This is a genomic window from Methylobacterium sp. E-005, from assembly GCF_022829725.1.
Taxonomy (GTDB): domain Bacteria; phylum Pseudomonadota; class Alphaproteobacteria; order Rhizobiales; family Beijerinckiaceae; genus Methylobacterium.
In genome coordinates, this window is record NZ_JAKSYG010000179.1 from 61,914 (window position 1) to 81,458 (window position 19,545).

The following is a 19,545-nucleotide window of genomic DNA, read 5'->3' on the forward strand; positions in this document are numbered from 1 at the left end:
GTGGTGCCGCAAGAGGGATTCGAACCCCCGACCCCCTCATTACGAATGAGGTGCTCTACCAGCTGAGCTATTGCGGCCCGGGCCCCGATCGGAGCCATGCCCGGCGCAAGATCGGCCGCGTCGGACGTGGCAGGCTCATAGCGGCCCGACCTGCTTAAAGCAAGGCCGGAGCCGGGCAGATCGCCATCACGCGTCGGGCTCCGCGGCGAGTTCGTCGCGCAGGAAGGCTGTCACGTCGGCCCGGTCCACGCCCGGTGCGATGAAGCTCTGGCCGATCCCCCGGGCGAGGATGAAGGTCAGCGCGCCGTCGCGGACCTTCTTGTCCTGCGCCATCGCGTCCACGATCGCCTCGGCGCCGCCGCACCCGCCCGGGACCGCTTGGAGGCGGGTCGGCAGGCCGGCGAGCGCCAGATGGTTGGCGACGCGCCCAGCCTCCTGGCCAGCGCACAGGCCGAGCCGGGCCGAGAAGCGGAAGGCCAGCGCCAAGCCGATCGCGACGCCCTCCCCGTGGACCAGCCGCGTCGAATCGTAGCCGGTCAGGCGCTCCAGGGCGTGGCCGAAGGTGTGGCCGAGGTTGAGCAGGGCCCGCTCGCCGTCCTCGCGCTCATCGCGGGTCACCACTGCCGCCTTGGCCTGGCAGCACGCCGCGACTGCAGCCTCGCGCTCCGGGCCGCCGGAGAAAATCCCACGCCAGTTGGCCTCGCACCAGTCGAAGAAGCCGGAATCGGCGATCAACCCGTACTTGGCGACCTCGGCGTAGCCGGCGCGCATCTCCCGCTCCGACAGGGTGTCGAGGGCCGCGGTATCGGCCAGGACGAGGCGGGGCTGATGGAAGGCGCCGATCAGGTTTTTGCCGAGCGGGGCGTTGATGCCGGTCTTGCCGCCGACCGAAGAATCGACCTGCGCGAGCAGGCTGGTCGGCACCTGCACGAAGCGCACGCCGCGCCGCAGGGTCGCGGCCGCGAAGCCCGCCAGATCCCCGACGACGCCGCCGCCCAGCGCCACCACGAGGTCGCCGCGCTCGACCTTGAGGGCGAGCAGCCCGTCGCAGACCGTGGCGTAGCCCGCGTAGGATTTCGAGCCCTCGCCGGGCGCGACCGTCACCGTGCCGGCTTGCAGGCCGACCCGCTCCAGGCTGTCCCGCAGGCGGCCGGCATAAAGGGCCCCGACGGTCTCGTCCGTGACGATCGCGGCCCGGCGGCCGCCGAGCGCGGCCACCGCGTCGCCCGCTGTGTCGATCAGGCCGCGGCCGATCCGGATGTCGTAGGCGCGGCCGCCGTCGAGGGGGACGTGGACGGTCAGGGGTTCGGAACGGGTCGAGGGCTCGGTCACAGGCTTGCTCAATCCTACTGCGCGGCGACGGGGATCGGGCCCTCACCGCCGAGATGCGCGTCCAGCGCCTCCAGCACATCCTGCACGACCCGGTCGTGCGAGACTTCCCGCGAGATCACCATGACGTCGGCGGCGGCGTAGACCGGGTGGCGCACCGCCATCAGGTCGCGCATCGTCGCCTCGGGATCGTCCGTTTGGAGAAGCGGCCGGTTGCCCCGCTTGCGCACCCGCCGCATCAGCACATCGAGATCGGCCTTCAGCCAGACCGAAACCGCGGATTCCGCGATGCGCAGGCGGGTGGCCTCGCGCAGGAAAGCACCGCCGCCGGTGGCGAGAACCAGCGGGCCCGCGCGCAGCAGGCGGGAGATCACCCGCTCCTCGCCGTCGCGAAAGCTCGGTTCGCCGTAGATGGCGAAGATGTCGGGGATCGTCAGGCCGGCCGCCGCCTCGATCTCGATATCGGCGTCCTTGAAGATCAGCCCGAGGCGGCTCGCAAGGCGCCGGCCCACGGTGCTCTTGCCCGCACCCATCAGCCCCACGAGCACGATCGAGCGCAGACCGAGCGCCCGGCGCAGCCGTGCCTCGATCGGTTCGCCACCCTCCGCCTCGCCCACCGACTCCTGCATCGCCCCGTGTACCGCCGCTTCCACTGCCCGTCGCACCGCATCCACACGGCGCCGTGCGACCGCGCCGCCACGCCGGTCGCACGGCGCCGGGCGATCTCCCATCCTGCGGCAGGCTCTTAGCGCGATTCAAGCGGTCAGCGAAACGCATCGCTGTGTCGTTGTGGGCCTTGTCAGCGCCTTGTTCGCGTGATCGAAACCGGGCACCCGCGTCGGTTGGGAGAAAGCCGCCGGCCACACCCCCTCCCCGCCGCCCGTACCGTCTGCCCGAGGTTCGACCGACGTGCCGACCCTGTTCCGTTTCTTCGCCACCCTCGCGATCCTGGCGGGCCTCGTTTTCGCGGCGATGTTCGCGCTGGCGAATTTCGTTCAGCCGACGCCGCGGGAGATGAGCGTGACCATCCCCGCCTCGAAGTTGCAGCCGGGCAACCGTTGAGCGCGACCGCGGACGGCGACCCCGGTCGGGCGCCCGCCACGGACGTCGCCGATTATCTCGACATGCTGGCCGCCGAGCGCGGGGCCGGGGCCAACACCCTGGCCGCCTACCGCCGCGACCTCGACGATTACCTAGGCTATCTCGCCCGCGCCGGGATCGACCTCGATGACGTGGAGGCCGGGACGCTGCGTGCCTTCCTGGCCGATCTGGAGACGCGCGGGCTGAAGGCTTCATCGGCGGCGCGACGTCTGTCCTGCGTGCGCGGCTTCCACAAGTTTCTCTATGCCGAGGGCCTCGCCGAGGCCGATCCGAGCGTGGCCGTTTCGGGGCCGCGCCGCGGCCGGGTGCTGCCGAAGATCCTGTCGGTGGCCGAGGTCGATCGCCTGCTGTCGGTGGCGCAGGCCGCGGCGCAAGCCGAGCAGGCACCTGGGCCGGCCCGGCGGGCTCGCCGGATGATGTGCCTGCTCGAACTCCTCTACGCCACGGGTCTGCGCGTCTCGGAACTCGTCGCCCTGCCCCGGGAAGCGGGCGCGACCCGGGAGCGATACCTGTTCATCAAGGGCAAGGGCGGCCGCGAGCGCCTCGTGCCGCTGACTGAGGCCGCCCGGGTCGCCATGGCGGCGCACTTGGCCGCCGTGCCGGAGGAGAGCGCATGGCTCTTCCCCGCCGACAGCGACAGTGGCCACCTGACGCGGCAGGCCTTCGCCCGCGACCTGAAGGCCGTGGCGCTCGAAGCCGGTCTGCGACCGGACCGGGTGAGCCCCCACGTGCTGCGCCACGCCTTCGCCAGTCATCTGCTGCAGAACGGGGCCGACCTGCGCATCGTCCAGGAATTGCTTGGACACGCTGATATCTCGACGACGCAGATCTACACGCACGTACTCGATGAGCGTCTGAAGGCTATGGTACGGGATCTGCACCCGTTGATGGACGGTTGAAGATCCTTCGTCGAACGACCCGCCGAACGGGGCTCTCCACGGGGCCGTGACGGTGCAACGGTCGCTTTGAGGAAGGTTTCGGCCGCTCGGCCGGAGCGACGCGGTTTGTGCTTGGCCGTCCGCAACGATTGTTCTTGTATGCCGAACTGCCTAAATGTGACCCATCGCCATACCGGTACGTGAGCCCGCTTCTACCAGAGAGAGATCATCCCATGCCAGGCCCGACTGCTCTGCAGACCGGCGCTGCTCCGAATCCGGCGAACCCTGCGGCCGCCGACCTGCCGACGGCGCAGGAGCGGCAGCGTCTCGACAACCAGCTGTGCTTCGCGGTCTACGCCGCCGCGCATGCCTTCGGACGCGCCTATCGCAGCCTGCTCGGCCGCTACGAGCTGACCTATCCGCAGTACCTTGTGCTGCTGGTGCTCTGGGAACAGGACGGCCTTTCGGTCAAGGAAATCGGCAACCGTCTCTTTCTCGATTCCGGCACGCTGACGCCGCTGCTGAAGCGCCTCGAAGGGTCGGGCCGCGTACGGCGGGCCCGGGACCGGGTCGATGAGCGCCAGGTCAGCATCTTTCTCACGCCGGCCGGTGCCAAGCTGCGTGACGTCCTCGCCTGCATCCCGGACGATGCCGGTGACCTGACCGGCTTGGACATCGAGAGCCGCAAGACGCTGCTGCACGACCTCGTGACTCTACGGAACGGCCTTCAGGCCGGCCTCATCACGGATTGACGGTCTCGAAACGGGTCCGGAGGCAGCCCTTACGGCCACCCCCGGGATTTGGTCCTGTGGACAGGAAACTCAGGACTGGGTCTTGAGGTAGGCGATCACGTCGTTGATCTTCTTGTCGTCCGGGTAGCCCTGGAAGATCATCTTGGTGCCCGGCACCTTGGCCTTCGGGTTCTTCAGCCACTCGTGCAGGTTGGCCTCATCCCAGGTGATGCCCGAATTCTTGAGCGCCGCTGAGTAGTTGTAGCCCTCGTAGGTGCCCGCCTTGCGGCCCACGACGCCCTTCAGATCCGGGCCGACGCCGTTCTTCTGGAAGTTGTGGCACGCCTTGCAGGGGGCGAACGCCTTCTCGCCTGCGGCCGCGTCTCCGGCCTCCTGGGCCTGAGCCGAGAGCGGGATCAGGGCGGCGAGGACGGCGCCGAGAACGAGTGAACGCATGGATTTCCTCCTATTGGCCGCTGCCGCGGCATCACTGCCGGCAGAACGCGCCTGCCTGGAACAGGTCTAATTGAAAGTACAGCCACGGCGCAACGGCCGAGCCTCGCGCGACCGACCGCCCTGCCCATGACGTGACCGCATCCGGTCGCCATAAGCCTCAACCTGCCGTCAAGGTTTTGGCTCCCTGCGGCACATGGAAGCCGTCCGAAGCCGTTCGGGGCGACGACAGCGCTGCGGCTCCGCGCGGCCAAGCCTTCGCCTGTGACGGCCCTGTGATCACGCGCGCCTTGTCGCCCGGGCTGCGGGCCCTGTAGGTGTCGACGCGTTGTGCAGACCGATGATCGACCGCTCCCGGATAGCTTGACGCGCCTGCTCGCCGCGGCCCCGCCCACGCGCCGGTCGCCGGTGGAGCGCGTTCTGCCGCGGGACGATCGCGCCTCCATGCATGGCGCCCTGGAATCCGCAGTCCTGCGGGGCTTCGTGTACGGCGTCTCAGGTTTGGTCTGGCTCGTGGTGATGCTCTTCATCGCCCGCCATTGCCTGCGATAGGGCGTCCGGACGGCCGCCACGCGGGTCTGAGCACGGGCCTGTGGAAAGCGACGCTCGGTCGGTTTCGCATGGCAATCCGCCAAGACTCCTTCGGCCAAGTCCGGTATTAAAAGGACATGCCGCGGCCACGACCGCTACTGAGCCGTGCGGCATGCGCTCTGTTCAAGGGAACCGGAACATGTCGCTGACCGGGCGCTTCTGGTTTCGGAAATCCTGGACGGGGCGGCTCGTGCTGCTGGTCGAGGAGGAGCGTCCGCGGTGGTTCGGCCGCGGTGCGGGAAAGCCGCGGTGGCGTAATGCCAAGCTGCTCGATTTCGCGGAACCCGAATTGCGGCCGTTGATGATGATGGAGAAGCATCATCGTATGGGGTCTGGGCCCGCGCAGGTGCGTACCCTGCGCCCGGTGCCGACCGCCGTGGAGGCGCGGGCAGCCAACGGCTGAACGAGGCGGCCGGGCGTGCGCCGGCCAGTGCGGATCACCACCTGAATGCTGTGTCCCCGATCGGGGGCCGTTCTCGGAGGTGACGGGATCATGCCGCGCTACTTCTTCCACACGCAGATCGGCGACGACCTGATCACGGATCCGACCGGCATCGAGCTGCGCGATCCGGATGAGGCCTGGGAGAAGGCGCGCCACACCATCCGCGCCGCCCTGCGGGAGCAACGGGATCAGGCCCGTCTGATGACCGCCTGCCTGATCGTCGCCGACGCCGCGGGCGAGGTGGTCCTCGAATTCCCGTTCAGCGAGGCCGTCACGCCGCCGACACCGGACGATCCGATCCTCCATTGAGTGCGGCGCGTCCGGGCGCGTGCCCTACATCGCGGCGAACGCCAGCGATCAGGAGCAGCGCCCCGATGGATTCACCCCCGAACGACCTCGACGCCCAGGCCCTCGGCCGCGCCGCCCCGGCCAAGGGCCTCGCCCGGGAGGCCTACCCCTATGCCGAGGGCACGCAGGCCCGCACGCTCTGGCTCGCGGGCTATGATGCGGCGCTGGCGGACGGCGCCGAGCCCGTCACCGGCGGCATCGCCCAGCACCCGGTCCAACATCCGGACGACGGGGCGCAGTGATGGACGCCCGGACCGGACCCCATCCCGGCGCGACCGCGCACCCGGCCCTGGACCGCAAGGCGGTCGGCGCGGTGGTGCTGGGCAACGCCCTCGAATTCTACGATTTCACGGTCTACGCCTTCTTCGCCAAGCCGATCGGCGCGGCGTTCTTCCCGGCGACCGACCCGACCCACAGCCTGCTCGCATCGCTGGCGCTGTTCGGGATCGGCTACGTCATGCGGCCGATCGGCGGAGCCCTGATCGGCGCCTTCGCGGACCGCGCCGGGCGCAAGCCCGCGATGCTGATCACGATCGGGCTGATGGCTTTGGGCATGCTGATGCTGGCGGCCTGCCCGCCCTACGCGGCGATCGGCGGCTGGGCACAGGTGATCGTCATCGCCGGGCGGCTGATCCAGGGGCTGGCGCTCGGCGGCGAGGTCGGCCCGTCGACTGCCTACCTGCTGGAGGCGGCCCCCTCCGACCGGCGCGGGTTCGTGACGAGCTGGCAGATCGCCAGCCAGGGCTGCGCGGCCCTGTTCGCCGGGATCGTGGCCACCATTCTGGCGCTCGTCGTCGGCGATCAGGCGATGAATGCCTGGGGCTGGCGGCTGATGTTCGGGCTCGGCCTCGCCGTCGTGCCGGTCGGCCTCATCATCCGCAGCCACCTGCCGGAGACGGCGGGCGTCGAGGAGGATCCGAACGCGGCCGCCTCGACCTTCGCGGTCATGCGGCGGCTCCTGCGTGAGCACGGCCGTCTGCTGGGCCTGACCTTCCTGGTGATCTCCGCTTCGACCGTCTCGAATGCGGTCGGCACCAACATGCCGGTCTATGCCGGCGCGACCCTCGGCCTGAGCGAGACCGCCGCGACCGCTGTGCCGATCGCGCTGGGCCTCGCCTCGGTGGCCTTCCCGCTGCTCGGCGGGTGGCTGGCCGACCGGGTCGGGCGGCGACCCGTCATGATCTGGCCGCGGGCGCTGATCGTGATCCTGGCGGTTCCGGCCTTCGCCTGGGTGTTGAAGGCACCGAGCGCCGCGAGCGTTTACGCGATCACGTTCCTGCTCTCGGCATTGTCGTCGATCAACGCCGCCGCGGTGATCGTCGGCATTCCGGAGGCGCTGCCCCGGGCGGTCCGCAGCGCCGGCCTGTCGATCGTCTACGCGGTTGCCGTCTCGGTGTTCGGGGGCAGCACCAATTACATGGTGAACTGGCTGATCGCCGAGACCGGCGACCGGCTCGCCCCGGCCTATTACCTCGCCGCCTTCAGCCTGATCGGGACGGTCGCGGCGTTCCTGCTGCCGGAGACCCGCGGGCGCGACCTCGATTCGAACAGCGAAGCCTGACGATCTCGGCCGCCGGCGTCACCCATGCCGGCGGAACAGGGCTGCGGCCGGTCCATGCGTCCACGGCGGGTGGCGCCCGCCATTGATGTGCGTTCGCGCACGGACCTCGCGACCATGGGCCGGTCGCCGAACGACGGCGCTGGGTTGCAGCGCGCGCCCGGCCTAGATCGGCGGGATGCCGACTCCCCCTGAGACACGCCGCCCGCTGGTCCTCGCCGCAGTGATGGCGGCGATGTTCATGATCGCCATCGAGGCCACGATCGTCTCGACGGCGATGCCGCAGATCGCCGGGCAGCTCGGCGATCTGCACCTTTATGCCTGGGTGTTCGCGTCCTTCCTGCTCACCCAGACGGCCACAACGGTGGTGTTCGGCAAGCTGTCCGACCTCTACGGGCGCCGCCCGGTGCTGCTGTTCGGCATCGCCGTGTTCCTCCTCGGTTCGCTGCTCTGCGGCCTTGCGTGGTCGATGCCCTCGCTGATCCTGTTCCGTCTCGTGCAGGGGGTCGGTGCCGGGGCGATCCAGCCGGTGAGCCTGACGGTGGTCGGCGACCTCTATTCCGCGCGGGAGCGCGGCCGGATCCAGGGCTATCTGGCCAGCGTCTGGGGCATCTCGTCGGTGGCCGGCCCGCTGGTCGGTGGGTTGATCATCGGCCATCTGAGCTGGCCCTGGATCTTCTGGATCAATCTCCCGATCGGCGTAATCGCGGCGGCGCTGTTCCTGCGCTATCTGCACGAGGGCGTGGAGCGCCGTAGCCGCCAGATCGACGTGATCGGCGCAGGCCTGTTCACCGCCGCCATCGCGGCGCTGATGATCGCGCTGACGCAGGCGGGGGATTCGGCTGCGGCGGCCTTCTGGCCGGGGGGGGCCTTCGTGGTGGCCGCCATCCTGTTCGTGCTGCAGGAGCGCCGCGCCCCCGATCCGATGCTCGACATCCGCCTGTGGACGCAGCGCCCGATTGCCACCGCCAACACGGCGACGCTCCTGTCCGGCATGACGGTGATCGGGCTCACGGCCTTCCTGCCGATGTACGTTCAGGGCGTCCTGCAGCAATCGCCGCTGATCGCCGGACTGACCCTGACCCTGATGGTGCTCGGCTGGCCGATCGGCGCCACCACGGCGGCGCGCAGCTTCGTCCGCTTCGGCCTGCGCCCGATCCTCCTGGTCGGCGCGATCCTGCTGCCGCTGGGCGCCACCGCCTTCGTGGCCCTGGGGCCGGCAACTTCGCCCGCCGTGGCGGCCGCCGGCTCGATCGTGATGGGCCTCGGCATGGGCTTCCTGTCGACCGCCGCCATCGTGATCATTCAGGACAGCGTCGCCTGGGCGCAGCGCGGGGCGGCGACTGCCTCGAACATCTTTGCGCGCAATCTCGGCTCGACGCTCGGCGCAACCGCGCTCGGCGCCGTGCTGAACTATCGGCTCGCGCACCCGTCGAGCGGGCCCACGGTCAGTTCCGACGAACTCCGGCGCCTGCTCGACGATCCGGCGAGCCTCGGCGCCGGCGGCGACGCGATCCGGGCCGGGCTCCAGCACGCGCTCCACGGCACGTTCTGGACGGTGTTCGCGGTGGCCGTGCTGACCCTGCTTCTGTCGCTCCTCGTCCCGCCCGTGGCGATCTCGGAGGGGCCGCGCGAGCTGGCGGTGGAGTAGGCGGCCCGTAAGCCGCTTCCGCGTCGAGGCGTCATGCTTTAGCCTCCGGCCATGCCCCTCGTCCCACCCCCGCGCCCCGCCGCCGCCCCAGCGGCGGACATCCCGCCGACCAGCGTGCTGACCGCCAACCAGCCGGAATGGACGGTGGGCGATCTCGCAGGCGCGCTGAAGCGCACCCTGGAGGACGCGTTCGGACATGTCCGCCTGCGCGGCGAGATCTCCGGCTATCGCGGCCAGCACGGCTCGGGCCACGCCTACTTCTCCCTGAAGGACGGGCAGGCGCGCATCGACGCGGTGGTGTGGAAGGGCGTGTTCGGGCGCCTGCGGCAGCGGCCCCAGGAGGGGCTGGAGGTGATCGCCACCGGCCGGATCACCACCTTCGCCGGAAAATCCTCGTACCAGATCGTGGTTGAGAGTCTGGAGCCCGCCGGTCTCGGCGCCTGGATGGCCCTGCTGGAGGAGCGCAAGAAGCAACTCACCGCCGAAGGGCTGTTCGCGCCCGAGCACAAGCGGGCGATTCCCTACCTACCGCGGGTCGTCGGCGTCGTGACCTCGCCCACCGGTGCGGTGATCCGCGATATCCTCCACCGGCTGGAGGACCGCTTCCCGCGTCCGGTGCTGGTCTGGCCGGTGCGGGTTCAGGGTGATGGTGCAGCGGAAGAGGTTGCTGCCGCGATCCGTGGCTTCAACGCCTTCAAGCCCGGCGGCCCGATTCCCCGCCCGGACGTGCTGATCGTCGCCCGCGGCGGCGGCTCGATCGAGGATCTCTGGGCCTTCAACGAGGAATGCGTGATCCGCGCCGCCTTCGCGAGCGTGATCCCGCTGATCTCGGCGGTGGGGCACGAGACCGACACCACGCTGATCGACTACGTCTCCGACCGCCGCGCGCCGACCCCCACGGGCGCCGCCGAAATGGCGGTGCCGGTGCGGGCCGACCTGATCGCCACGGTGGCGGATCTCTCCGCCCGGGGGATCGGCGCAATCGGGCGCCGGATCGAGCGCGACCGGGTGGACCTGCGGGCTCTGGGACGGGCGCTGCCGAGCGCCGACGCCCTGCTCGCGGCCAAGCGTCAGCGGCTCGACCTCGCCGAGGCCCGCCTCGCCCCGGCGCTTGCCGCGGGCGCAAGCCGGCATCGGGCGCGGCTGCAGCTCCTGCTCGACCGGATGGCGCGGCGCTCGCCCGACGTGGCGCTGGCCAATGCCCGCGCCCGGCTGGCGCGGATCGATCACCGGCCGCTCCATGCCCTGCGCAACGACGTACAGCGCAAGGGCGAGGCTCTGGTTCAGCTCGGGCGCCGCCTCGTCGTGGCCCGCGATGCGAGCCTGGAGCGGGCCCGGGCCCTCCAGGCGCGCCGCACCGACCGGCTGCTCGCCCTCTCCGACCGCCTCGCCCAGGCCGGCGCGCGGGGGATCGAGCGGCGCCGCGATCGTCTGGCGGGATTGGCCGGGCTGCTGGGCTCGCTCAGCTATCACGCCGTGCTCGAACGCGGCTACGTGCTGGTACGCGATGCCGCCGGCCTGCCCGTGCGCCACGCCGCCGAGGCCGCCGCCGCCGCACGCCTCAGCCTGCAGTTTTCCGACGGAACGGTCGCGGCGGTGCCGGAGGGCGGGCTGGAACCAGCCCCGACCACGAGGACCGGGCGCCAGGGTGGTCCGCGACCGTCCGCCCGCCCGGCGGAACGGCGCAGCGCGAAGTCGGCTGCACCGGCAGGGCAGCGCTCCCTGTTCGACGCTTGAGCGGGCGCAATCGGGAAGGGGCTTTCGCCTCCGGGACGGGGAGTCCGGCCGGAAAGCGGCCTGTCAGGCTGGTTCCGGCCCGACCCGGTAATGATAGCGGTACACGTCGCGCGTGAAGCCGAGGCTGCGATAGAGCGCCCGGGCCGGCGCATTTGCCGCCACGACCTGCAGGCAGGCCGCCTCTGCGCCCTGCGTCCGGCTCCAGCGGAGCAGCGCCCCGACGGCGCGCCGGGCATGGCCGCGGCCGCGCAGGGGCACGGGGGTCGCCACCGACTCGATCACCAGCAGCCCGCGGTCGAGCACGCCGAAGGCGACCGCCCCGATCCCGCCCTGCGTGAGCGCGGCGGAGAAAGCCCGCGGCACCATCAGTGCGGCGACCGTGTCGCGGAACACCCGGGCGGCCTCTGCGTCGGCTTGGTACACCGCGTCGCGGAGCGCCAGCCAGTCTGCCCCGGGTGTCGTCGCGACGGTGACGGACGGGTCGGGCTCGGCCGGTACACCATCGAGGGCGCGGTACAGGGTGCAGGTCTCGTCAACGACCGCATAGTCGGCGGTCCGGAGATGCGGCTCCATCTGCGGTGCGATGTCCGGGATCCGGAAGATCGGGCGCTGGCCGAGGCTCCGGTAGAGGGCGCATGCCGCCGCGATGGCGGGTTCGGCCGCGCCGCTCCCCCGCATCGGATTGACCGAGTTCTGCCGCTTGGACCGACCGCCTGCGGCGCGCAGCAGATAGCCATCCAGCAGGATCTGGCGCGGGCTCGGCCATGCATTGAGACAGGCCTCCTCCACCCGCCAGGCGAGGTCGAGATCCGACGTCATGGCATCCTCCGGCGGCGGTGATCGCATGCCATGGGACCGTCGCCAACGGTTGTCCGGTCAAGAGTTCGGCCGTGCGGCGTCGCGTACGCTTGAAGCATTCCAAGTCCGCGCGATGTCTCCGCGATGTCCGAGCCTGAAAACCTGTTCTGTCTGCACTTTCTCGGCGGAAGTGCCCTCAGCTGGGCGCCCCTTGCCGATGCGCTCGACGGCGCTTTGACTTGCGTGCCCATAGACTTGCCGGGCTTTGGCGAGGCCGCGGACAGGACGGGGTTCTCGATCGACGCGATGGCGGAGCACGTGGCGGAGGCGATCCGCGCCCGCGCGCCCGCCGCCTTCGCGATCGCCGGCCACAGCATGGGCGCCAAGGTGGCACTCGCCCTGGCGCGCCGGGCCGAGGACGGCGATTCGGGCCTCGCAGGGCTGACGCATCTCATCCTGATCTCCGGCTCGCCGCCGAGCCCTGAGCCGATCCTGGACGAGCGCCGAGCCAAGATGCTGGCTTGGATCGACGCGGATCCGGAGACGCGCGAACGGGAAGCTCGGAACTTCATCCGCGCCAATGTCGGTGCGAATCTCGATGCCGAGACCGAGGCGCGTGCGGTGGCAGACGTGCTGCGGGCCTCGCCCGCGGCGTGGAAGGCCTGGCTCGAATCCGGCGCCCGCGAGGATTGGTGCCGCCGCATCGGAGTCCTGCGCACGCCCACCCTGGTCCTGGCGGGTTCGGAGGATGCCGATCTCGGCCCCGACGCCCAGCAGGCCCTGATGGCGCCCCATCTCGCCCGGCATCGCCGCATGACCGTCGACGGCGTCGGCCATCTCCTGCCGCTGGAACGCCCCGATCTCCTGGCCGGGTTGCTGCGCGAACACGTCACCGGCGGCGGGGAAGCACCCGTCGACGGGCCGCCCGCGATCCCGTCTGCCTATGCCGCGCTGATCGACTCCGAGCGGGTCAACGGCCGCCTGCGCGCCGCGCTTGAGGAACGGGCCGAACCGGACGATCCCGCTTACCGGCCGGAGGCCCTCGATCCGGTGGAACTGGCCATCCTGCGGGCTGTTCTGGCCCGGGTCCTGCCGGTACCCGGCCTTGATCCTGCGGCCCGGATCGACCGCCACCTCGCCGCCGGGCAGGGCGACGGCTGGCGCTTCTCGGCCCTGCCGGCCGATCCGGACGCCTATCGCGCAGCCCTGCGCACCCTCGATGCCGCGGCCCGCGCTGCACAGCAACGCCCGTTCGTGTCCCTCGATGCCGACAACCAGGATGCGCTGCTGACCCTGTGCCAGAAGGGCGCCCTGACGGTCCCAGAAGCCCTTGGAGGCCGGCTCGATGCCGACCGGATGCGCTTCTGGTTCGAGGATCTGCGCGGCGACGCGGCCCGGCTCTGGCTCGGTCATCCCGCGGCCCTGGCGCGGATCGGTTTTTCGGGGATCGGCGCGGGCGGCGACCGGCCGGATGCGATCGCCACGGATCTGCCCGGCTTCCACGCGGTCGGGCTCGACGCGCCGGAATCCTGGGAACCACAACCGTCGCACGGGGAGCTGGCACGATGAACCTCGCGGGCATGCGGAACTACCGCGAGGACGAGATCGTCGATGCGGTGATCGTCGGCACCGGAGCGGGCGGTGCGCCGCTCCTCGCGCGACTCGCTGCGGCGGGCCTCAAGGTCGTGGCCCTGGAGGCCGGGCCGAACTTCACGCCGGAGCGCTTCGCCTTCGACGAGACCTTGGCCGACGAGATCTACTGGACGGATGAGCGCCTCAGCGGCGGCTCGACGCCGGAGGCGTTCGGCGGCAACAACAGCGGCACCGGCGTCGGCGGCTCGACGTTGCACTGGGGCGCCTTCGTACCCCGGGCCGATGCCCGCGACCTGCGCCTCCACACGGAGACCGGCGAGGGCGTCGACTGGCCCCTCACCTACCAGGACCTGCTGCCGTACTACGAGCGTGTCGAGCGGTTCCTCGGCGTCTCGGGGGCGCAGAGCTACCCGTGGGATGCCGACCGGCGCTATCCCCTGCCCCCGATCCCGCGCAACGGCCCTGCCCTGATCATGGCACAGGCCTGCGACGCCCGCGGCATCCGCTGGGCCGACGCGCCTGCGGCCGTGGTCTCGCGCGATTTTCAGTCCGAAGAGGGACCCCATCGCGGGGCCTGCATCAATTGCGGTTTCTGCCACCAGGGCTGCCGCAACGGCGCCAAGGCCAGCATGGACGTGACCTACCTGCCGCTGGCCCTGGCCCGCGGCGCGGAGATCCGGGCCGAGGCCTTCGTGCTCGGCCTGGAGCGCGGCAGCGACGGGCGGATCACCGCGGTGGTCTACCGGAAGGACGGCCAGGACCGGCGCCAGCGTTGCGCCCACGTCTTCCTGTGTGCGGGCGCGGTTGAGACGCCGCGGCTCCTGCTCCATTGCGGGCTCGCCAATTCCAGCGACCAGATCGGCCGGAACTACATGGGTCACGTCGCGACGCAGGTCTGGGGCACCTTCCCGCACGAGGTGCGGATGAACCGCGGCTATCCCTCGTCGCTGATCACCGAGGACTTCATCCGGGCCGGGGCGGATTTCGCCGGCGGCTACCTGATCCAGAGCCTCGGCGTGGTGCCGGTGACCTTCGGGAATGCCGTGGCGCGCGGGCGCGGCCTCTGGGGCAAGCCGCTCCTCGACTACCTCGACCGCTACAACAACCTCGCCGGCATCGGCATCAACGGCGAGACCCTGCCCTGCGACGCCAACGTGCTGACGCTTTCGGACGAGACCGACGCGCGCGGCATGCGCAAAGCCAGGATCGACTTCGGCTACAGCACCAACGAGAACCGCCTCAACGCCCACGCCACGCAGGTGATGCGCGGCCTGTGGGAAGAGGCCGGGGCCGAGGATATCTGGGTGCTGGAGCGGGTCGCCCACACCCTGGGCACCTGCCGGATGGGCCGCGACGGATCGAGCGCCGTGGTCGACCCGCACGGCCGCAGCTTTGACATCGACAATCTGTGGATCTGCGATGGCTCGACCTTCCCGAGCTCGCTCGCGGCGAACCCGGCGCTCACCATCATGGCGCTGAGTTTGCGGAGTGCGGAGGCGTTTCTGGAGGCTGGGCCGGCAGGGCGGGCTTGAGGATTCTGCCGCCGGGAAACCCGTCCCGGCGTTCCAGGCCCGCAGGCTTCGCCCGGTGACGCCGAATGCTTGAGAGTCGGCGCGCCGCAGGGCTTACCGCGACCGGAGCCCGTGCAAAGCGCGCTGGTCCCGGTCCAATGAAGAACGCTCCTCCGACTGGCACGATGCGTGTTGTGCAGTCGGGCCGCTGTCGCGAGATCCGCGTCCTAAGCTGAACCGATGCGCTGGGCGCTGACCCCCGGTATCGTCGCCAGCAGCGTGCTCAGCGTGTTCACCAATTCCACCGCGGCCGTGGGTGTCAGCACGAGGCGCCCCGTCACATGCGCGCTCGGCGGCTCGCTCGGCGGCACCCCGGTCGTCTCCGGCAGCGCGCGCTGCGCCGCCAGCGTCACGAACAACGCGCCTTCGAAGACCGTGCCCGTCACCGTGGTCGTGGCCACGATCTCGCGCACGGCCGGATCGTCCACGATCCGGGCTCGGGGTCTCATGGCCATGCCGAAGATGCTCCGTTCGTTACAGTGCCGGTGTGGAAATCATGAGCTCCGAGCTCTGCCGGTACGTATCGTCGTTTGTAAGTAAAAATTCAAGTGCAAGAAGATTACTTTCGGTTGTAGTGTTCAAATGTTGCGCATTTGCAACGCACTTAAACCGAAGTGGGGCTGGCTTTTGCTTCCGCGACGGGCAGATTGACTGAGATTTCTGAATGGGCAACTCAATGTCTCAAGTCTGTTGGGATCAGCGATCCGGGCAGTGATTCAAGGCAGCCACCTTCAGCAGGACGGTTGGCGGCCAACTTGAGATGGCGACATGGCGACCGTCGATACCCTGTTTTCTTTTGCCTTCGACACTCAGCGCGGGAATGCCACCGGCGCGTTTCCCCTTCCCGGCCTGATTGCCGACGCGCAGGGCAACCTCTACGGCACGACGCAACAGGGCGGCGCGAACGAGACGGGGGCCGTGTACGAGTTGGTAAAGGGCGCCAACGGCTACACGCAGCAGACCCTGTTCTCGTTCGATGCCAACACGAGTACTGGCAACGCCACCGGCATCACACCCTTCGCCGGCCTTACTGCCGACTCCCAGGGTAACCTCTACGGTACGACGATCCAGGGTGGCGCCAACAATGGCGGGACTGTTTTCGAACTGGTCAAGGGCGCCAATGGCTACGCTCAGAAGACCTTGTACTCTTTCCCCGTCGACCCGAGGGCGAACGCCGTCGAAATCTCTGCGCGGTCGGGCTTGCTTGCTGACGCCCAGGGTAACCTTTACGGCACGACGTATACCGGTGGAGTGAACGACAACGGAACGGTTTACGAACTGGTCAAAGGTGCCAATGGCTTCAGCCAACGGACGCTGTTCTCATTCGATTCTGGCGCCTACAGCGGAAATACGACTGGCTCTGGTCCCAAAGGCAATTTGATCTCGGACGCCGAGGGCAACCTTTACGGCACGACACTCGTCGGTGGCAAAAGCGGCTACGGAGCGGTGTATGAGCTGGTCAAAGGCCCCAATGGTTACAGCCAGAAAAATCTGTTCTCCTTCGACAACCCCAATTCCGGCACTGCCGGCGCCACGCCCGACTCCGGCCTGACCGCCGACGCCCAGGGCAACCTCTACGGGACGACAAAACTCGGCGGCGCGAACGGCTTGGGGACGGTTTACGAACTTGTTAAAGGGCCCAGTGGCTACAGCCATAAGATTTTGTATTCATTCGACGCGACTGCAAACAACAACGGCGGATTTCTTTCTCCTGGCCAACTGACTATCGACGGCCAGGGCAACATTTATGGCACGACGCACTCTAGTAATGCGGACAGTAGCGGGACGGTGTACGAGCTCGTCAATGGACCCAACGGCTACAGCAAGCGAACCCTGTTCTCTTTCGATCCCGCCACTTCCCATGGCAACGCGACCGGTAGTTACCCCAACCATAGCCTGACCCCGGATGGCCAGGGAAACTTCTTCGGTACGACGCAACAGGGCGGCTCGAATAACTATGGAGCGGTCTTCCGGGTGTCAAACATCGACGCTGGAAGCCCGACTCAACCCACGAACCCGGTCACCACGAACCCGGTCGCCACGAACCCAGACACCACAAACGTAATGGCGGCGAACTCGGCCGCCACGAACCCGGCGCCCACGAAGCCAGCCACCGCGAACCCAACCCCGCCGGCCAACAACGCCCCGTGCTACTGCACCGGCACACGGATCCAGACCGACCGCGGCCCGATCGCGGTCGAGGATCTGGCCATCGGCGACCGAGTCGTGACTGCCGGCGGCGCGCACCGCCCGATCCGCTGGATCGGCACCCGCAGCTACGGCGGCCGCTTCGCCAACACCAACCCCGCAGTTCTGCCCGTCTGCGTCAAGGCCGGTGCCCTGGCCGAGGCGGTGCCCGTCCGCGACCTCTGGGTCTCGCCCGAGCATGCCCTCTTCCTCGACGGCGTGCTCGTGCCGGCCGAGTTGCTGGTCAACGGAACCAGCATCGAGAAGGCCGAGCGCGTCGAGGCCGTCACCTACTGGCACATCGAGCTCGACAGCCACGACGTGCTCCTCGCCGAGGGGGCGCCGGCCGAGAGTTTCGTCGACGACGGCGGCCGGGCGATCTTCCACAACGCCGCCACGTACCGCGCCCTGTACCCGCACGCGCCGGCCTGGACGGGCAAGGCGGCCTATTGCGCCCCGCGGGTCACGGAGGGCTTCGCCCTGGAGGCGATCCGGCGGCGGCTGGCGCTGCGGGCCGGTCTGCCGGTGGCGCCGGCGCGGACGTTCGGAGCACTGCGCGGACACCTCGATCTCTGCGCGGCCGGCGCGGACGGGACCCTGCGCGTGGTGGGCTGGGCCTGGGACCTGGCGCATCCGGACGGGCCGGTCTGCCTGGACGTGATGGTGGACGGCGCGGTTGTCGGGCTGGCCTACGCCGAGACTTTCCGCACGGACCTCGCCGCGGCAGGGATCGGCGACGGCCGTCACGGCTTCGACGTGACGCTGGCGCTCCGAGGGCTTTCCAGCGAATCCACGGTCGTACTGCGCCGCTCGGCCGACGGGGCGATGCTCGGCACTGCGCGACCGGCTGCGTCGATCGGGCTCGCCGCCTGATCCGACGGGTCGAGCTGCGACAGTGGCTCTCCGCGGGCATGTCGATCGCCTGTCCCGCCGGCAGGTCATCGGTTGGGCGCGCGATACAGCCGCACCCGACAGTCCCGTCGCCCTGGTCGTGGTGGTCGATGGACGCGCGGTCGGCCGCTGCCTCGCCGAGCAGCCCCGGGACGATCTCGTCGCCGCGGGCGAGGGCCATGGCCGGCACGGCTTCACCTTCGCTTTCCCCCATGGAACGCTGCCAGCTCTGGCCTGCTGCACCGTCTCCGTGCGTCGCGAGGGCGACGGCGCAGCGGTGCCCGGCTCGCCCCTGACCCTCGACCCGATCACCAGGTTCGACGCCGATCTGCGGGAATGGCTATCCCTGGTCCTGGCCGATCCGGTCGATGCGCTCGAGCGCGGCCGGCGCCTCGCCTTTCTGCTGGAACAGGCGCAGCACCTGCGGCGGGCGGCGGCCGAGGATCCCGGGCTGGCCCTCGATCCCGTCGCCCGACCGCGGGCCCTGGTGATCGATACCACGCTGCCGGTGACCGCCCGGGACGCCGGCTCGAACGCGATTCTCTCGCATCTCCGCTCCCTGCAGCGGCTCGGCTACGCCGTCACCTTCGCCCCCCTCGATATGGTCGGGGATGCCGCGGCGCTGGAAGCCGAGGGCGTGCGCTGCTGCCTGTCGCCCTGGTACGCGACGGTGGAGGAGGTGCTGCGCCGGCACGAGGGCGCCTTCGCGGTGGTCTATCTGCACCGGATCGAGACCGCCGGACGCTATGCCCAACTCGTGCGCGACACGCAGCGGGGTGCGAGACTGATCTATAGCGTCGCCGACCTGCACCATCTGCGCACCGCCCGCCAGGCGGCGGTCGAAGGCCGGGCGGACCTCGCCGCCTATGCCGAGCACGTCCGCCTCCTCGAGCTGTGTACGGCGCAGATGTCGGACGCGGTGATCACCCACTCCACGCACGAGGCCGAGATCCTGGCCGGGCACATCCCGTCAGAGCGGGTCCATATCGTGCCCTGGGCCGTCGCGCCGCGCCCGACCGCGGTGCCGTTCGCCGCACGACGGGGGATGGCCTTTGTCGGCGGCTTCGGGCATCAGCCCAACGTCGATGCGGCGCTGGTCCTGATCGAGTCGGTGATGCCGGCCCTGGCGGCGCTCCGCCCGGGCGGATCGGCGGCCGAGCTTCCCTGTCTGCTGGCGGGCAGCGGCATGCCGGAGCGCGTGGCGGCTCTGGCGGCGGCGCGGCCGGGGGTCGAGATCCTGGGCCGGGTGCCGGACCTCGCCGCGCTGTTCGACCGTGTTCGGCTGAGCGTGGCGCCGCTGGCCTACGGAGCTGGCGTGAAGGGAAAGGTGCTCGACAGCTTGGCCGCCGGAATACCCTGCGTGTGCACGCCGGTGGCCGCCGAGGGGCTCGATCTGCCGGAGCCGCTAGCGCGGCTGGTGGCGGATACGCCGACGGCCCTGGCGCAGGCGATTCTTTCGCTGCACGAGGACGAGGGACTGAACCGGACCTGTGCCGCGGCGGGGCTGGCCTACATCGCGGCCATGAACAGCGCGCGACGGGTGGACGCGGGCATGCGGGCGGCCCTGGACCTGCCGAACGCCGAGCCCACGAATGCGGGTTCGGAAACGTCTTACCGGGTCGCAGCCGCCTGATTGCCGCCGGAGTGTCGCTGGCCCTCCGAAACCCTCCGCCGGCCTTGCAGCCT

19 protein-coding genes and 1 tRNA gene are annotated in these 19,545 nt (G+C 70.0%); 14 read left to right on the forward strand and 6 right to left on the reverse strand.

The window, feature by feature from the left end:
* Nucleotide 1: 1 nt before the first annotated feature.
* From MKK88_RS19815 to MKK88_RS19825, 3 genes are all read right to left on the reverse strand, one after another.
* Nucleotides 2–77 (reverse strand) — tRNA-Thr (locus tag MKK88_RS19815).
* A gap of 109 nt (nt 78–186) precedes the next feature.
* Nucleotides 187–1,332, reverse strand: a complete 1,146-nt coding sequence (gene aroB, locus MKK88_RS19820) for a 3-dehydroquinate synthase (protein WP_244002702.1) — start codon at nt 1,330–1,332, stop codon at nt 187–189.
* Between the two features lie 14 nt (nt 1,333–1,346).
* Nucleotides 1,347–1,958: a shikimate kinase gene (locus MKK88_RS19825; RefSeq protein ID WP_244002704.1), complete on the reverse strand. Its 612-nt coding sequence runs from the start codon at nt 1,956–1,958 to the stop codon at nt 1,347–1,349.
* A 280-nt stretch (nt 1,959–2,238) separates the two neighbouring features.
* Here MKK88_RS19825 and MKK88_RS19830 point away from each other — a divergent pair, with 280 nt between their 5' ends.
* The 3 genes from MKK88_RS19830 to MKK88_RS19840 all read left to right on the forward strand — a co-directional run bounded on the left by MKK88_RS19830 (nt 2,239) and on the right by MKK88_RS19840 (nt 4,060).
* A complete protein-coding gene (locus MKK88_RS19830; RefSeq protein WP_160535138.1) occupies nt 2,239–2,391 on the forward strand; it encodes a histidine kinase in 153 nt (50 codons plus the stop codon).
* Nucleotides 2,388–3,329, forward strand: coding sequence for a site-specific tyrosine recombinase XerD (locus MKK88_RS19835; RefSeq protein WP_279602420.1), 942 nt, complete (start codon nt 2,388–2,390; stop codon nt 3,327–3,329). Before MKK88_RS19830 ends, MKK88_RS19835 begins: the two co-directional genes overlap by 4 nt.
* Nucleotides 3,330–3,541: 212 nt before the next feature.
* On the forward strand, nt 3,542–4,060 hold the full coding sequence (locus tag MKK88_RS19840) for a MarR family winged helix-turn-helix transcriptional regulator (RefSeq protein WP_244002706.1): 519 nt from the start codon (nt 3,542–3,544) through the stop codon (nt 4,058–4,060).
* 69 nt (nt 4,061–4,129) lie between these two features.
* Here the strand turns inward: MKK88_RS19840 and MKK88_RS19845 are convergent, their stop codons facing one another.
* A complete protein-coding gene (locus MKK88_RS19845; RefSeq protein ID WP_244002708.1) occupies nt 4,130–4,495 on the reverse strand; it encodes a c-type cytochrome in 366 nt (121 codons plus the stop codon).
* A 360-nt stretch (nt 4,496–4,855) separates the two neighbouring features.
* Here MKK88_RS19845 and MKK88_RS19850 point away from each other — a divergent pair, with 360 nt between their 5' ends.
* The 7 genes from MKK88_RS19850 (at nt 4,856) to xseA (ending at nt 10,819) form a co-directional block, all read left to right on the forward strand.
* On the forward strand, nt 4,856–5,044 hold the full coding sequence (locus MKK88_RS19850; protein ID WP_244002710.1) for a hypothetical protein: 189 nt from the start codon (nt 4,856–4,858) through the stop codon (nt 5,042–5,044).
* A gap of 178 nt (nt 5,045–5,222) precedes the next feature.
* On the forward strand, nt 5,223–5,486 hold the full coding sequence (locus MKK88_RS19855) for a hypothetical protein (protein ID WP_244002712.1): 264 nt from the start codon (nt 5,223–5,225) through the stop codon (nt 5,484–5,486).
* A gap of 90 nt (nt 5,487–5,576) precedes the next feature.
* On the forward strand, nt 5,577–5,834 hold the full coding sequence (locus tag MKK88_RS19860; protein ID WP_244002713.1) for a DUF6894 family protein: 258 nt from the start codon (nt 5,577–5,579) through the stop codon (nt 5,832–5,834).
* A gap of 65 nt (nt 5,835–5,899) precedes the next feature.
* Nucleotides 5,900–6,115 (forward strand): ribosome modulation factor, encoded by a 216-nt coding sequence (locus MKK88_RS19865; protein ID WP_244002715.1) that lies wholly within the window; start codon nt 5,900–5,902, stop codon nt 6,113–6,115.
* Nucleotides 6,115–7,434, forward strand: a complete 1,320-nt coding sequence (locus tag MKK88_RS19870; protein ID WP_244002717.1) for an MFS transporter — start codon at nt 6,115–6,117, stop codon at nt 7,432–7,434. Before MKK88_RS19865 ends, MKK88_RS19870 begins: the two co-directional genes overlap by 1 nt.
* A 175-nt stretch (nt 7,435–7,609) precedes the next feature.
* The gene (locus MKK88_RS19875; protein ID WP_244002719.1) at nt 7,610–9,082 is read left to right on the forward strand and encodes an MDR family MFS transporter; all 1,473 of its coding nucleotides are present in this window, start codon (nt 7,610–7,612) and stop codon (nt 9,080–9,082) included.
* Between the two features lie 51 nt (nt 9,083–9,133).
* Entirely contained in the window at nt 9,134–10,819 is a 1,686-nt protein-coding gene (xseA, locus tag MKK88_RS19880; RefSeq protein ID WP_244002721.1) for an exodeoxyribonuclease VII large subunit, read from the forward strand.
* Between the two features lie 63 nt (nt 10,820–10,882).
* Here the strand turns inward: xseA and MKK88_RS19885 are convergent, their stop codons facing one another.
* On the reverse strand, nt 10,883–11,638 hold the full coding sequence (locus MKK88_RS19885; RefSeq protein WP_244002723.1) for a GNAT family N-acetyltransferase: 756 nt from the start codon (nt 11,636–11,638) through the stop codon (nt 10,883–10,885).
* 123 nt (nt 11,639–11,761) lie between these two features.
* Between MKK88_RS19885 and MKK88_RS19890 the strand changes: the two genes are divergently transcribed.
* Together MKK88_RS19890 and MKK88_RS19895 are read left to right on the forward strand one after the other, a co-directional pair.
* Nucleotides 11,762–13,186, forward strand: coding sequence for an alpha/beta hydrolase (locus MKK88_RS19890; protein WP_244002725.1), 1,425 nt, complete (start codon nt 11,762–11,764; stop codon nt 13,184–13,186).
* Nucleotides 13,183–14,742: a GMC family oxidoreductase gene (locus MKK88_RS19895; RefSeq protein ID WP_244002727.1), complete on the forward strand. Its 1,560-nt coding sequence runs from the start codon at nt 13,183–13,185 to the stop codon at nt 14,740–14,742. The genes MKK88_RS19890 and MKK88_RS19895 overlap by 4 nt, the downstream gene beginning before the upstream one ends.
* A 206-nt stretch (nt 14,743–14,948) precedes the next feature.
* Here MKK88_RS19895 and MKK88_RS19900 read toward each other — a convergent pair whose 3' ends face one another.
* A complete protein-coding gene (locus MKK88_RS19900; RefSeq protein WP_244002729.1) occupies nt 14,949–15,236 on the reverse strand; it encodes a hypothetical protein in 288 nt (95 codons plus the stop codon).
* Nucleotides 15,237–15,549: 313 nt separating this feature from the next.
* On the opposite strand from MKK88_RS19900, the gene MKK88_RS19905 reads away from it, so the two are divergent.
* Both MKK88_RS19905 and MKK88_RS19910 read left to right on the forward strand, forming a co-directional pair.
* The gene (locus MKK88_RS19905) at nt 15,550–17,841 is read left to right on the forward strand and encodes a choice-of-anchor tandem repeat GloVer-containing protein (RefSeq protein WP_244002732.1); all 2,292 of its coding nucleotides are present in this window, start codon (nt 15,550–15,552) and stop codon (nt 17,839–17,841) included.
* 22 nt (nt 17,842–17,863) lie between these two features.
* The gene (locus tag MKK88_RS19910) at nt 17,864–19,492 is read left to right on the forward strand and encodes a glycosyltransferase (protein WP_244002734.1); all 1,629 of its coding nucleotides are present in this window, start codon (nt 17,864–17,866) and stop codon (nt 19,490–19,492) included.
* The last annotated feature ends 53 nt before the right edge of the window (nt 19,493–19,545 follow it).

Excerpts from the sequence above, each read along its gene's own strand:
- MKK88_RS19900 (WP_244002729.1), bottom strand. The coding sequence starts at position 15,236 with ATGGCCATGAGACCCCGAGCCCGGATCGTGGACGATCCGGCCGTGCGC.
- MKK88_RS19890 (WP_244002725.1), top strand. The coding sequence starts at position 11,762 with ATGTCCGAGCCTGAAAACCTGTTCTGTCTGCACTTTCTCGGCGGAAGT.
- MKK88_RS19875 (WP_244002719.1), top strand. The coding sequence starts at position 7,610 with ATGCCGACTCCCCCTGAGACACGCCGCCCGCTGGTCCTCGCCGCAGTG.
- MKK88_RS19845 (WP_244002708.1), bottom strand. The coding sequence starts at position 4,495 with ATGCGTTCACTCGTTCTCGGCGCCGTCCTCGCCGCCCTGATCCCGCTC.
- MKK88_RS19870 (WP_244002717.1), top strand. The coding sequence starts at position 6,115 with ATGGACGCCCGGACCGGACCCCATCCCGGCGCGACCGCGCACCCGGCC.
- MKK88_RS19895 (WP_244002727.1), top strand. The coding sequence starts at position 13,183 with ATGAACCTCGCGGGCATGCGGAACTACCGCGAGGACGAGATCGTCGAT.
- MKK88_RS19825 (WP_244002704.1), bottom strand. The coding sequence starts at position 1,958 with ATGCAGGAGTCGGTGGGCGAGGCGGAGGGTGGCGAACCGATCGAGGCA.
- xseA (WP_244002721.1), top strand. The coding sequence starts at position 9,134 with ATGCCCCTCGTCCCACCCCCGCGCCCCGCCGCCGCCCCAGCGGCGGAC.
- MKK88_RS19885 (WP_244002723.1), bottom strand. The coding sequence starts at position 11,638 with ATGACGTCGGATCTCGACCTCGCCTGGCGGGTGGAGGAGGCCTGTCTC.
- MKK88_RS19840 (WP_244002706.1), top strand. The coding sequence starts at position 3,542 with ATGCCAGGCCCGACTGCTCTGCAGACCGGCGCTGCTCCGAATCCGGCG.
- MKK88_RS19865 (WP_244002715.1), top strand. The coding sequence starts at position 5,900 with ATGGATTCACCCCCGAACGACCTCGACGCCCAGGCCCTCGGCCGCGCC.
- MKK88_RS19860 (WP_244002713.1), top strand. The coding sequence starts at position 5,577 with ATGCCGCGCTACTTCTTCCACACGCAGATCGGCGACGACCTGATCACG.
- MKK88_RS19905 (WP_244002732.1), top strand. The coding sequence starts at position 15,550 with ATGGCGACCGTCGATACCCTGTTTTCTTTTGCCTTCGACACTCAGCGC.
- MKK88_RS19855 (WP_244002712.1), top strand. The coding sequence starts at position 5,223 with ATGTCGCTGACCGGGCGCTTCTGGTTTCGGAAATCCTGGACGGGGCGG.